The organism is Sulfurimonas sp. HSL3-1, assembly GCF_039645995.1.
Classification (GTDB): domain Bacteria; phylum Campylobacterota; class Campylobacteria; order Campylobacterales; family Sulfurimonadaceae; genus Thiomicrolovo; species Thiomicrolovo diazotrophicus.
Genome location: NZ_CP147920.1, coordinates 742253 through 755624, shown reverse-complemented (window position 1 = coordinate 755624; position 13372 = coordinate 742253). Strand labels below are relative to the sequence as shown.

General features: G+C 58.4%; 13 protein-coding genes. 5 read left to right on the top strand and 8 right to left on the bottom strand.

Annotation, left to right across the window (positions count from 1 at the left end; genetic code table 11):
• Positions 1-9 precede the first annotated feature (9 nt).
• The 5 genes from WCY31_RS03850 to WCY31_RS03830 all read right to left on the bottom strand — a co-directional run bounded on the left by WCY31_RS03850 (position 10) and on the right by WCY31_RS03830 (position 5943).
• Positions 10-3084, bottom strand: coding sequence for a MutS-related protein (locus WCY31_RS03850; protein ID WP_345973216.1), 3075 nt, complete (start codon positions 3082-3084; stop codon positions 10-12).
• 121 nt (positions 3085-3205) lie between these two features.
• Positions 3206-3790 (bottom strand): DUF302 domain-containing protein, encoded by a 585-nt coding sequence (locus WCY31_RS03845; RefSeq protein WP_345973214.1) that lies wholly within the window; start codon positions 3788-3790, stop codon positions 3206-3208.
• Between the two features lie 112 nt (positions 3791-3902).
• On the bottom strand, positions 3903-4286 hold the full coding sequence (locus WCY31_RS03840) for a hotdog domain-containing protein (protein ID WP_345973212.1): 384 nt from the start codon (positions 4284-4286) through the stop codon (positions 3903-3905).
• Positions 4283-5188, bottom strand: a complete 906-nt coding sequence (gene cmoB / locus WCY31_RS03835) for a tRNA 5-methoxyuridine(34)/uridine 5-oxyacetic acid(34) synthase CmoB (protein WP_428837500.1) — start codon at positions 5186-5188, stop codon at positions 4283-4285. Before cmoB ends, WCY31_RS03840 begins: the two co-directional genes overlap by 4 nt.
• An 8-nt stretch (positions 5189-5196) precedes the next feature.
• On the bottom strand, positions 5197-5943 hold the full coding sequence (locus tag WCY31_RS03830) for a DUF2231 domain-containing protein (protein WP_345973210.1): 747 nt from the start codon (positions 5941-5943) through the stop codon (positions 5197-5199).
• 67 nt (positions 5944-6010) lie between these two features.
• Between WCY31_RS03830 and WCY31_RS03825 the strand changes: the two genes are divergently transcribed.
• Positions 6011-6916, top strand: a complete 906-nt coding sequence (locus WCY31_RS03825) for a cation diffusion facilitator family transporter (protein ID WP_345973208.1) — start codon at positions 6011-6013, stop codon at positions 6914-6916.
• A 74-nt stretch (positions 6917-6990) separates the two neighbouring features.
• Positions 6991-7566, top strand: a complete 576-nt coding sequence (locus WCY31_RS03820) for a DUF3365 domain-containing protein (RefSeq protein ID WP_345970944.1) — start codon at positions 6991-6993, stop codon at positions 7564-7566.
• 7 nt (positions 7567-7573) lie between these two features.
• Here the strand turns inward: WCY31_RS03820 and WCY31_RS03815 are convergent, their stop codons facing one another.
• From WCY31_RS03815 to WCY31_RS03805, 3 genes are all read right to left on the bottom strand, one after another.
• Entirely contained in the window at positions 7574-8029 is a 456-nt protein-coding gene (locus WCY31_RS03815) for a CZB domain-containing protein (RefSeq protein ID WP_231020507.1), read from the bottom strand.
• Positions 8030-8144: 115 nt separating this feature from the next.
• A complete protein-coding gene (rny, locus tag WCY31_RS03810) occupies positions 8145-9710 on the bottom strand; it encodes a ribonuclease Y (RefSeq protein ID WP_428837499.1) in 1566 nt (521 codons plus the stop codon).
• Positions 9670-10269, bottom strand: coding sequence for a 5-formyltetrahydrofolate cyclo-ligase (locus WCY31_RS03805; protein WP_345973205.1), 600 nt, complete (start codon positions 10267-10269; stop codon positions 9670-9672). Before WCY31_RS03805 ends, rny begins: the two co-directional genes overlap by 41 nt.
• Before the next feature lie 91 nt (positions 10270-10360).
• Between WCY31_RS03805 and WCY31_RS03800 the strand changes: the two genes are divergently transcribed.
• From WCY31_RS03800 to radA, 3 genes are all read left to right on the top strand, one after another.
• Positions 10361-10933 (top strand): TlpA disulfide reductase family protein, encoded by a 573-nt coding sequence (locus tag WCY31_RS03800; protein WP_345973203.1) that lies wholly within the window; start codon positions 10361-10363, stop codon positions 10931-10933.
• Positions 10934-10936: 3 nt separating this feature from the next.
• The gene (ftsY, locus tag WCY31_RS03795; RefSeq protein ID WP_345973201.1) at positions 10937-11815 is read left to right on the top strand and encodes a signal recognition particle-docking protein FtsY; all 879 of its coding nucleotides are present in this window, start codon (positions 10937-10939) and stop codon (positions 11813-11815) included.
• An 88-nt stretch (positions 11816-11903) separates the two neighbouring features.
• Positions 11904-13250, top strand: coding sequence for a DNA repair protein RadA (gene radA, locus WCY31_RS03790; RefSeq protein ID WP_345973200.1), 1347 nt, complete (start codon positions 11904-11906; stop codon positions 13248-13250).
• Positions 13251-13372: the final 122 nt, after the last annotated feature.

Below are 13372 nucleotides of genomic sequence, written 5' to 3'. Positions count from 1 at the left end.
ACAATCCCCTTAAAAATCATCCATATCGATGGAGGCTTTTCCCGGTGCTTCGGGCTGTGGTTCCGGTACTTCGGCTTCGTTGATCTCCGGTACTTCCTCGGTGACAACGGCCGGTTTGGCCAACTGAGCCTCGACGTCAAGTTCCAGACCGTTGGAGGTCATGACGAAGCCTTTGACGACGAGTTTTCCCTCATGGATCTCCCGGTGGTGATCCCGGCAGAGGGGGATGAGATTGTGGCGGTGGTTGACGGGCATATGGCCGATGAAGCCGCGGGTGTCCGCACTGGCCTGGTGGGCGATATGGTGCACATCCTCCGCCTTCGCCCCGCAGATGACGCAAGTGGTAACAAAGAGGTCCTTGTTGTACTTGCTGGTGCGTTTTTTGACCAGCAGCTCCAGTTCGTCGAAGTCGTTGGAGAGGCGCTTGCGGATGCGGTTCGCCGCCTCCAGGAACTCCTGGTCCATATGCAGGGAGCGCGCAAACTCCAACCCGTAGACGCTCGAGCCGCTGCCCGGCTGCAGCACCCGGTTGAAGATCAGACGGTCAAGCGCCTCGTCGTACTCCACGCTCAGGTGCAGGTCGACGACGTTCTCCAGCCGCCGCATCTCCTCCATCGATGCCAGTTGATGCAGGTGGGTGGCAAAGAGGAAGATGGAACGCAGCTTCGCCAGTTTCATGATCGCGCTCGCGACGATGGCGACACCGGAAAGCGTTTCGGTGCCGTGGGAGATCTCGTCACCGAGGATGAGCGACCGTGTCCCGGCGCGGTTGAAGATGTTTTTGAGTTCCATCATCTCGACGGCGAAGGTGGAGAGCCCCTTTTGCAGGTTGTCCCGGGAGACGATCCGGGTAAAGAGCGACTCGAAAAGGGAGAACTTCATCGACGACGCCGGCACGTAAAAGCCCGCCTGGGCCATCAAGACGGCCAGCCCGATGCTCTTCATCAGGGAGGATTTCCCGCTGGAGTTGATGCCGTAGAGCAGCACTCCGTTGACTTCGTGCCCGTCATGCACGGCGGGATCGAGCATCACGGTCTCCGGATAGGGAAGGTCCATGTAGGCGCGGTTGCCCATGACAATGTCGTTGGGGACGTAGACCCCCTGCCGCTCCTGGATCTCGATGAGCGGGTGACGCAGCGCCATGAGCTGCAGGAAGTTCTCGTCCTCGTGCACATCGACGATGGTCGGGCAGGCGAAGTTGTACTGCTGCGCCGCCCGCGCGGAGGCGACGGCGACGTCGAGGTCGGCGACGTAGGCAATGATCCGCTCGAACAGGAGCGTATAACGCCGCTCGAAAGTGCGCTGCAGGGCGATGAAACGCTCCTTGACCAGGGCGACGATCTTCGCCTGGTTGCGCATAATCTTGTCGGAAAGCTGTTCCGTCAGTTCCGAGGTGATCTTAACACTGTTGGTCAGGCGCTTGACGCTGAAGTCGCTGAAACAGACGGTCTCGCCCCCCAGGTCGACGCTGCCGGAAGCGAACTCCTTCTCGATCATCGCCCAGCGGGTGCGGCTCATGGAGATGTAGTGCCCCTCTTTGTCCAGGACGCCCAGGGAGACGTAGCCGCCGCTGCCCGCGGCCGCCCCCTGCTCGCCGAGCATCCGCTCCATCGCATCCATGATGATCGCGAAGTGCTGCAGCATCCGGGCGTTCTCATCCACCAGCGCGTCCACCTGCACGTCGACGCCCCGGCGCAGGAAGTTGTCGTCGACGGTGCTGACGGTGAAGCGGCGCGACACTTCCAGATCGATGCTCTGTTCGATGTCGCGGATAAAGGTATCGACCTCCTGCTCGCTGAAGGGGGTCTTGATGAGCTTGTGCCGTTTGACGAACTCCATCAGTTCACGGATGCCGACGAGCGAGGCGTGGACGTAGTTCATCTCGAAGGGGTGCAGGCGCGCCAGGGCGATCCGGCGGTGCAGACGTTCGAGGTCGTAGACCCCCCGCAGGGCATCGCCGAGCATCCGTACGTGCGGCATCACACGGTCGATCAGGCCGTAACGGCGTTCGAGCTCGCCGCGCTCCTGGATCGGGTTGAGCAGCCGCTCTTTGAGCAGGCGCTTCCCGATGGCGGTGACGCTCTTGTCAATGAGCTTCAGCAGCGTCATATCGCTGCGGTCTTTGGAGAGGACGGCCAGCTGCTCCAGGGCGTTGTTGCCGAGGTACATATAGCGAGTGTTATCGATCATCTTCGGGCGGGCAAGCTTCTGGATGATATGGTAGTCGTGCTCGATGACGAAGTGCACCAGCGTCGCCAGCGCTTCGGAAACAAAGGGATGCCGCTCCAGATCGAGGTGCTCAATCGGCGAGAGCAGCGACTGGATCTGGTAGACGTTCTGGAACAGCTCGTTCTGGTAGTCGATCTTGGGACGCTCGTGGTTGACGCTGTAGGCGTAGTGCTCGCTGATCTCGAGGTAGCGGATTACCTCTTTTTGGTTCTCCACCCCCTCCAGGAAGGTCAGCACCACCTCCGTGGTACGATAGATGTTGAGCAGGTTAAAGATCTCGTCCAGGGCGTAGGTGGGGTCTTCGCTCGTGCCGTAGGTCTCGTAGAGCCAGGTTTTTCCCGTCGTCACGTCGATGGCCGCGTAACCGACACTGTAGATCTCCCTGTGGCGGTCGATCAGCAGGGAAACGATGTAGTTGTCGTCGTTGTCGACGGTGTGGTCGAAGTTGGTGCCCGGGGAGATGATCTGGCCGATATAGCGGCTGAGTTTCGGCGGCACCCCCTTTTGGCGGATGACGATGATCGTGTAGCGTTGTTCCTGGATCAGACGGTTCAGGTAGCGCTCGAAGGAGACGGAGGGCACCCCCGCCAGAAAAGGGTTTTTGACGCTGTTCTCGGGGATGTTCTTGTTTTTCTTGGTCAGCTGGATATTGAGCAGCTCCGCCATCTCCTTGGCCTTGCCCACCTGCATGTCGTCATTGTTGACCTCGTAGACTTCATAGAAGGTACCGATCTCCATGAAGACGACCGTATCGCTGCCGTATTTCTCCTCGAAACGGCGCTGCAGGTCAAAATAGACCTCGGTCAGCAGGCGGTCTTTGCTGTTGAGAACTGCATCAATCTCGCTGTGTAACACGACATAAAACCCTTGCAATGACGTTGTTTTTGTAAGGAAAGATTATAGCTAAAACGGCTTAGGGGGAGTTACGGAGGGGTGAGACGTGCCTCAGCACGCCCCGAGGTAAGAAAAAGGCTTCTTAGAAATCGCCGATCGCTGCGCGCGCCGGGACTTCGTCCATCGCTTTTTTGACGGTGAGTGCCATCTGGAGCATATCATCCGGCAGCGGGTATCCGCCGTGGATGGCGAGGGTCATATCCATACTGACAAGCCAGCGGTCACCGTTGCCGTATTCAACCAGCATGATACGACACGGCATGAAACCGCCGTAATAACGGGAGTGGTTCAGGAACACTTTCGCGATCGGAAGGCTACAGAGGGAGAAGATACGCGCATGCTTCACTTCGTCCGGCTTCGCATCGTCTTTTGTATACATCTTGATGTCACCCGTGACACGCATGTTGTACTCTTCCGCAAGGGACTTGATCGTTTCGGCAACGTCCTCGTTCGGAATATCCGCGTTGACTTTCCACTCTTGCATCATCGCTCTTGCCGGGTCGCCGTACTCGGTAACTTTCGTAAACATATTGTCGTACGCTTCCATTGCGCCGTCGTCCAGTTTATACTGCTGCGTTACCGCAGTCCATCCCATATGCATCGTCGCACATCCGCTCACCATCATCGCGATGAAGAAGGCTGCAATCACTGTCATTACGTTTTTCAACTTACTACTCCTTAGTTAACAATGTGATAAAATTGTACTATCAAAAAATTAAATAACTTAGTGGAAATCCAACTTTTTTGAATTTTTTATACAAAAACTGTGTAAAAACCGCTCATCCCAGTACATGCTCGGGCAGTACTACGGCCGTAAACTCCCCCGAAAATACCTTGGTTTCGCCGCAATATGCGTTAACCGTTATCTGATATTTTTTGCCGTCATTCTCGGAGCATTCGGCCTTGAAAAGGAGCGTATCTCCCACTTTCGAAGGGGCCAAAAAACGGCAACTGCTCCCCGCCAAAACGACGGTCGGTTCGTTCACGGCAGCCATCGCCGCGTAATCGGCCGCGCCGAAAATAAAGCCGCCATGCACCAGCCCTTTTTCATCCGCCGCCATCGCCGGCGTCGTCTCCAGCTCCACCGCCGCATACCCTTTGTCCAGGGTAATAACGTTTCCGCAGAGCGCGGTATCTATCTTCAGGTGAGTGTTGAGAATCATGCTTTTGATTCCTTTGTCAGTCGTACGTAGACCCGTTTGGGGGCGGGATACCCCTCGACGGTCTTTGCCGGGTCTTCCGGGTCCAGGAAGTCCTCCAGGCTCTGCCCCTCTATCCACTCCGTTTTGCGCTGCTCCTCCGGTGTCGTCACGGAGGTCTCCAGTACTTCAAAGCCCGTGAAGCCCGCCCGGAGGCACCAGTTCTGCAGTGCAGGGATCGTCGGGACGAAATAGATATTGGGGATCTTCGAGTACGCGCCCGCCGGCGTCAGGCAGATCTCCTCTTCCCCGTCGATCATAAAGGTATCGAGGTAGACCTCCCCGCTGCTGTCAAGCCCTTTATAAAGCTGTTTGAGCATTGCGACGGGATCACTGCGGTGGTAAAGCACCCCCAGGCAGAAGATCGTATCGAACTTCTCCTCGTACAGTGGCAGGTGCTCTACTCCCAACAGTTCATAGACGATCTGGGTCTTGGCGAAATGGTTGATAAAATCGAACTGGGTCTTGTAAAGTGCAGAGGGGTCGAAACCCACCAGCTTTGCCGGGGCATCCTCCTGCATACGGAAAAGGTAGTAGCCGTTGTTGCAGCCGATGTCCGCGACCCGTTTCCCCCGCAGATCGAAGTGGGGACGGAGCAGGTTGTATTTCATAAAACTCTGCCACTCGGTGTCGATGAAGAGGCCGAAGAGCTCGAAAGGCCCTTTCCGCCACGGCATCAGCATCCGTGCGACCCGTTCGACCTGGGCCGGATCGACGTCTGCTGCCGTTGTCAGGGTGACTGTATCCCCGTAGCTGCAGACGGTCTCGATCTCCGGAAGGGCCGCGAGTGCTTCACGCAGCGGGGCGATGTTTTTCCATCCCATCCACGCTTCGCGCTCGCGACGGATGGCGTCGAGGGGTGAGATCGTCACGTTCAGATGGTCCCGTTCGCCTCGGATGAGGGCGCCTTCTCCTCCTGCGGCGCCGCTTTGGTAGCGTTGTCGTCGCTGAAGATCTTCTTCACTTTGGAAACGGCGTCCGTCACCGCCTTGTCGACCTTCTCTCCGAAGCTCTCGCCGGCCTTGCTCTGCATCACCGCGATCTGCGCCTTGAGGGTTTCGATCTCCGCGGCCTGCTCCGCAACCGTCTCGTTCATGTCCGCAAGATCGTCGCGCGCATCGGAGGCGGCTTCTTCCGCCTCCGTCACCGCCGCGACATTGACGCCGTAGCGGTAGACCAACTCGCCGCCGTCATACCCCTGTTTGACCATAAAGCTGATCAGCATGATCAGTGTCACGATCAACGCCCCGCGGGCCCATTTCTGCGCCAGAAGCATCGCCGCCAGTTTGAATGCAATCGGTATCAGCAGCGCATAAACGAGATAGGTCCCCAGCATTTTATGCGCACCCAGCGCTTCGCGCGCTCCGGTACCGAGCAGGTCGAAGGCTTCGCCCCCGTCCGCTTTCCCCGTGTAGTAGGCGGCGACAAAGAAGAGCAGGGAGAGCAGCAGCAGGCCCAAAGACGTCAGGCTGAGGGCGCGGCGCTTAAAGCCCAGGTTCGCCAGCTCGATCAGCAGGACGATTACCGGCAGAACGAGCGCAAAATGGATGATGACCGGGTGCACCATCGTCGGCACCTCGAATGGTAGTGTCAGTGGAATTGAAATCTGGGGTAACTGCATTGTAACTCCTTGCTCACTTTGGCCCTTATGAGACGCATTTTAGCCATCTTTCGCTAAAATCGGCCTCATGCGTATCGAGAAAAAAGCGACCTTAATCTCCAGTACTACGGCGGGTATCCTCGTGCTGTTCAAACTGGCCATCGGGATCATTAGCGGCTCCGTCGCCGTTCTGGCGTCCGCGATCGACTCCCTGCTGGACCTTTCGGTCTCCATCTTCAACTTTTTCGCCCTGCACCAGTCCGAGCGCAAACCGGACGAGAACTTCAACTTCGGGCTGGGCAAACTCGAAGCGGTCGCCTCCGTCGTGGAGGGAACCATCATCTCCATCTCGGGGCTCTTCATCCTTTACAGCGCCATCGACAAGATCATCACGCCCCGGGCGATCGAGTACATGGAAGCTTCGATGGGTGTCATGCTCTTTTCGATCATCCTCACCGGCGCGCTGGTCCTCTTTTTGAACCACGTCGCGAAAAAGAACAACAACCTCGTCATCCGCGCCGACGCCCTGCACTACAAGACCGACCTCTTCACCAACGGAGCGATCCTACTCTCTTTGGGCATCATCCACTTCAGCGGTTTCGAACTGATCGACCCGCTGCTGGGGATCGGGATCGCGATCTACATGATCACCTCCGCCTTCCCTATTCTTAAAGAGGGGCTGATGATGCTGCTGGATGTTTCCCTCACCAAGGAGGAGACGGCCCGCATCACGACCATGCTCAACCGGCTGCAGAAGATCAACGGTCACCACCATCTCCAGACACGGCGGGCGGGCAGCGACATCTTTGTCTCCGTCCATCTCGTCTTTGACGACGCGACCTCCCTGCTCGATGCCCACAAGGTCAGCGACCAGGTGGAGAGCATGATGCGGATGCTCTTCCCCAACGACCGGGTCCACCCCTTTATCCATACCGATCCCTATGACGATTCCGATATTAACGAGATGGAAGTCGAGCAGCTCTACGCCACCTGAATCGCGAACGAAGCACGCGCATTGGCGGAAAAAACGTTAGAATGGCGCCAAACACATTATTGGAGGATTAATCGATGAAAAAAATATTGTTAACTACGACCCTGCTGGCCACGGCCCTCTTTGCCAACCCCTATGAGAGCACACCCGAGGAGATCGCCGCTGTCAAAGCCACCGGCCAGAAAACGGCAGCCGCGCTGCTCAAAAGCCTCGGCGGCAACCTCCAGAAGCATCTCAAATCCGGCGGCCCGATGGAGGCCTTCGGATTCTGCAGCGACCACGCCTACACCCTGACCGAAGTCATCGACCAGTCCATGGGTTCCGACGTCAGCGTCAAACGGATCAGCCTCCAGTACCGCAACCCGGCCAATGCGCCCCAGGGAAGCGAAAAAGCGATCCTCGAATCCCTCCAGACCCTGCAGGCCAACGGCGTCGTGCTGCCTGAAGACGTCGTCGAAGTCGTCGGGGACGGTGTCTACAAATACTACAAGCCGCTGCTGATCAACAAAGCGGCCTGCCTCAAATGTCACGGCGACATCGACAAACTGCCGGAGCTTGCCAAAGCGATCCGCGAACGCTACCCCGAAGACAAAGCGACGGGCTACCGTATGAACGACCTCCGCGGCGCGGTTGTCGTCACCGTCAAGCACTAAAACCCGACTACTTCTCTTCGAAGCTCTCCGCACTCATCGCGTTGAGCCGCCGCTCCAGCCGACCGATCTCATCCAGCAGCTGCTTCGAGACCCCTTCGAGCTGCTGAAAATACTCCTTTGCCAGCTCCTTATCACTGTCGGATATCTTCGGCTTCATATTGAAGAGTTTGCTGAAAAAAGAGCGGTTCATCTCCCCGAAATAGAGTTTGAAAATCTTCAGATAGGTATCGTGCAGGGTAAAGTGCAGGGTTTCGATCGTACTGAGGCGGTCCATGCCGGGTATCGCATTGAGCTTCTGTCCCTCACCGTAAAACCACTGGCCGAACTGGCAGTCGGTGCTGTCGACGGGAATGGCGTCCTTTTCGACGGGGAGCCCCCCGACGAGGGCTTTCGCACGGTTGACCCATTTGATATGCGCTTTTTTAGCTGCGCTGAGCTGTTCAAGCGTCTGTGCTTTATCCATCAATACGTTCCTTGGCGTCATTCGGTTCTCTAAAAACCGATCTTAAAATGCAGCGGGCATTCTAACACTATTTACGAACGTATTCTGTTTAAGAAACAGACACAGTTATCGTGTTTCAGCGTGCGTACTCCACGCTGCGAAGCTCACGGATGACGTTCACCTTGATCTCGCCCGGATAGCTCACACTCTGGGCGATCTCGTCGGCGATCTCCTTGGCCAGCAGCGCCGTCTCGTCGTCGCTGACGACCTCGGCATTGACGATGACACGGACCTCCCGGCCGGCGTTGATGGCGTAGGCCTGCCGCACGCCGGGGTGGCGCGACGCGATCTCCTCTATTTCCGTCACCCGTTTCAGGAAGCTCTCGAGCACCTCGCGGCGCGCCCCCGGCCGGGCGGCGGAGAGGGCGTCGGCGGCGCAGACGGCGGCGCACTCGATGGAGTCCATCTCCTGCTGGCCGTGGTGGGCGAAGATCGCGTTGATGACGATGGTATCCTCGTCATAGCGTCGGCATACTTCGGCCCCCAGATCCACGTGGCTCCCCTCGTGCTCATGGGTCAGCGCCTTACCGATATCATGCAGCAGCCCCGCCCGTTTGGCCATCTTCGGGTCCCCGCCGAGTTCCGCGGCGATGATCCCCGCCATATTGGCGACTTCGAGGGTGTGCGCCAGGGCGTTCTGACCATAGCTTGCACGGTAGCGCAGCCGCCCGATCAGCTTCATCAGCTCGGGATGCATCGGGCCGACACCGGTTTCGAAGACGACCTCCTCGCCCTCATGCAGGATCTTCTCCTCGTACTCCGCCGTCACCTTGGCATGGATCTCCTCGATCCTTGCGGGCTGGATCCGCCCGTCCTCGATCAGCAGTTCCAGGGTCCGCGTGGCGATGGCGCGGCGGTAGAGGTTGAAGCTGCTTACCACGATCTCCTTGGGGGTCTCGTCAATGATGATGTCGACGCCGAGCACCATTTCAAGCGCTTTGATGTTGCGCCCTTCCTTGCCGATAATGCGCCCCTTGAGCTCATCATCGTCCAGATGCACGACGCTGATCAGGCGCTCCGAGGCGAAGGTGCCCGCAAAACGGCTCGTCGCCTGGGCCAGCAGGAAGTTTGCATGGCGTTCGGCCTGTTCCCTCGCCTCGTTCTCGTAGCGGCGCACGATGTGGGCGATCTCGTCTCGCGAACGCGCCTCCACCTGCGCAAGCAGCAGCTGACGTGCCTCATCCTTCGTCATCCCGGCACTGCGTTCAACGGCACGGATCGCCTCATCCGTACGGCGCTCAAAATCGTTTTGCAGCTGGATCAGCGCCTTCTCGCGGCGCTCGACAGCCAGCCGCTTGCTGCCGGCCACCTTGAGCTCATGCTCGACCGCCTCGCGCTCCTGGCGGACAAAACGCTCCAGGTCCTTTTCGCGTCGAGACATAGTCGACTCGCGCCCGGCGAGGTCATGCTCGGCGCGGCGCACGGCATCCTCGTAGCGGTTTTCCGCCCGTTCTTCCGTTTTGCGCGCCCGTTCCGAAGCGCCTACCAGCAGGGCCTCCGCCTCTTTCTCAATGGTTTTGGCTTTGGCTTTCGCCTGTTCCGTATAAAAATCAAGGTGAGCACTCGTGATCTTTTTCGAAATGAAAAATCCCACCACACCGCTAATAGTGGCGATCGCGCCTCCTGAGAGTATTTCGTTTATCATGTATCGTCCCCGCTGCTTCATAGCGGGCCGACGGTGTCAATAGCACATCAGCCGAAACATCGTAATCATCGCAAATTTTCTCGTTTGTCATACACTCTTCGAGTTGAACAAAGATCGTTTTTGGTTTTCTGTTCAATCGGGCGAAGAAACGGTCGTACATCCCTTTACCGAATCCGATGCGGCGTGCCTGTGCGTCAACCCCGACGGCTGGCACCACAGCTATATCAATCTTTTTAATGTTTCTATTACTGAATCCCGGCTCGTAAATCCCAAAATTTTTACGGAACATCGGGTATCTAAATGGTACCATCAGGAAGCTTGCACCGACCATAAAAGGCAGATAGACGTTCCACCCCTCCCGGCGCAGCCGGTGCAGCAGCGGCCGAAGGTCCGGCTCGCTCCCCAGCGGCCAGAAGAGCAGAATGTCTTTCCCGCCGCTTGTACGCACTTCCGCGTAGAGGGCATCGCAGAGCCGTTTGTCCCGCTCCAGGCGGTTATGTTCCCAGACCGACCGCTGCTTGTTCAGGCAGATGTCGCGGAATGCGGCTTTCGTCATAAAACACCTCGCTTGGAACCGCCCCCTGCAGCCCGGATAATGGGGCTTTACCGGAGATGGGTTATAATATCGGCCATTTTAACAAACAGGTATGAAAATGATGGTAAAACAGTTCACGATAACCGCACTTGTCGCGCTGCTGATGCTCGGCGGCTGCAGCGACAGCAAAGACGCGCAGAGCGGCGACGCGGATGCGCTGATCGCCAAAACCGTTTACACGCTCAACGACATCAACGGTTCTGCCTACGAAGTGACCAAATCCGGCGCGGACTTCCGGATCAGCGGCGTCCCCGAACCGGTGGTCGTCTACGACATCTTCGCCACCTGGTGTCCGCCCTGCCGTGCCGAGGCCCCGCACCTGAGCAGCCTGCAAAAAAAACTGGCGGGCAAGATCAAAATTATCGGTGTGACGATCGAAGAGGGGAACGACAACGCCTACTACCGGCGTTTCGCGGAGGATATCGGCATTGAGTACAGCCTTGTAAACTCTCCCGACAACCAGAAATTCTCCCGTGCGGTCGCCGGCGCCATCGGCGTCGGGCAGGACTTTCCCATCCCCCTCATGGTGGTCTATAAAAACGGCCGTTTCGTCAAATACTACTCGGGACTCGTTCCCGAAGAGATGCTCGAGTCCGACCTGAAAGCCCTGGCGGAGGCGCAATAGACAATGCTCGGTTTTTTCAAAAAAGGGCTGCAGAAGACCGCGGAGGCGATGAAAAGCGTCGCCCCGAAAAAACGCAAACGTATCCCCAAGGATGAGCTCGAGGATATTCTCCTCGAAGCCGATGTCGAATACGATCTCATCGAGATCATCCTGCGCGAGCTCTACGCCGACGACGTCACGCGCGACCAGCTTGAATCGAAGCTGATGGCGACCCTTGCCTGGGCCAACTACGAAAAGCCCGAGCACGAAAAGCCCTTCGTCGACCTCATCATCGGGGTCAACGGCGCGGGCAAAACGACGACGATCGCCAAGCTGACACAGCACTACATGAACGCGGGGGAGCGGGTCCTGCTGGGGGCCTCCGACACCTTCCGTGCCGCGGCCATCGAGCAGCTGACCCGCTGGGCCGACCGCCTGGGCGTGCCCATCGTCTCCTCGCGCCAGGGGCACGACCCCTCCGCCGTCGCCTACGACGCCATCGAGTCCGCCAAAGCCCGCGGTTTCGAGCATGTCATCATCGATACGGCGGGACGGCTCCACACCCAGACGAACCTCTCCGAGGAGCTTAAGAAGATCGTCCGCATCTGCGACAAGGCCCATGCCGGTGCCCCGCACCGCAAGATCCTCATCATCGACGGCACCCAGGGCAACTCCGCCATTGCCCAGGCCAAAGCCTTCAACGAGATGGTCGATGTCGACGGCATCATTATCACCAAGCTCGACGGCACGGCCAAGGGGGGTTCGATCTTCTCCATCGCCTACGCACTGCGTCTGCCCATCTTCTTCGTCGGTGTCGGCGAGCAGCCCGACGACCTCGTTCCCTTCAACAAGTTCGAGTTCATCGACGGCTTCCTCGACCCGATATTTGAGGCGGAGGCCTAAGCATCCTTCTGACACTGCGTCATAGTATGGCCGCCTACGCCGGCGGTATGCTATGCTTTCCCACACAATACGGATATACGGAGGCATCGTGGCCAAGAAAAAATCCCTCTTCGAATGCCAGCACTGCGGTTTCACCTCGGCCAAATGGATGGGCAAGTGCCCCAACTGCGGCACCTGGGACTCTCTTGTCGAGCTGAGTGAACAGCAGCAGGAGGTGCTCAAACAGACTGCCTCCTCCGTCACCGGCAAAGCCAAGGCGCAGCCCATCAACGAGATCGCCCACACCGAGGTCGAACGCTTCAGCTCCGACGATGTCGAACTGGACATGGTGCTCGGCGGCGGGGTCGTTCCCGGATCGCTGACGCTGATCGGCGGCAGTCCCGGTGTGGGCAAATCGACCCTGCTGCTCAAAATCGGCGCCAACATCGCCAAAGGGGGCCGGAACACCCTCTACGTCACCGGCGAGGAGAGCGAAGGTCAGGTCAAGCTGCGCGCCAACCGCCTTGACGCCAACGCCGACCACCTCTATCTCCTCAGCGAGATCCGCCTGGAACAGGTGCTTGCCGAGCTGGCCCACCGCAGCTACGAATGCCTCATCGTCGACTCCATCCAGACGCTCTACAGTGAGGCGGTCACTTCCGCCCCGGGCTCCGTCACCCAGGTCCGCCAGATCACTTTCGAGCTGATGCGCCTCGCCAAGGAGCGCCGCATCGCCGTGTTCATCATCGGCCACATCACCAAAGAGGGCTCCATCGCCGGACCGCGGGTGCTGGAGCACATGGTCGACACCGTGCTCTACTTCGAAGGCGACAGTGCCCAGGAGCTAAGAATCCTGCGCGGGTTCAAAAACCGCTTCGGCCCCACCAGCGAGATCGGCGTTTTCGAAATGCGCAACGAGGGACTCGTCAGCGCCAAGGACATCGGGTCGCGCTTTTTCGACAAAAACCGTGCGCAGAGCGGTTCGGCGCTTACCGTTATCATGGAGGGGTCGCGTCCGATCATCCTGGAAGTGCAGGCTCTCGTCAGCGAATCACACGCTTCCAACCCCAAGCGCCAGGCGACGGGCTTCGACACTAACCGCCTCAACATGCTCCTGGCGCTGCTCGAGCGCAAACTGGAGCTGCCGCTGAACTCCTACGACGTCTTCATCAACATCACCGGCGGCATCAAGATCAATGAGACCGCCGCCGACCTCGCCGTGCTTGCGGCCATCATCAGCAGCTTCCGCGACCGTACCGTCTCCAAGGAGACCGTCTTCATCGGCGAAGTCTCGCTGGTGGGGGACGTGCGCGAGGTCTTCCAGCTCGACACCCGCCTGCGCGAACTCGCCATGCACGGCATCACCAAGGCACTGGTGGCCAAAAAGCCCCAGCAGAGCCACGGCGTGAAATGCTACCCCGTCGACGAGGTCACCAAACTGATCGATTGGATGTGAGTTCGCCGTAAAAAACGCCAACTGCTCAAGGAAACATCGCTACGCGAGCGGTACCCTTGTTTTGGCGTTTTGGCGAACGATGCAGCGTAGCGGAATTCCGGAGCGCAGCGAGGACAAACCGT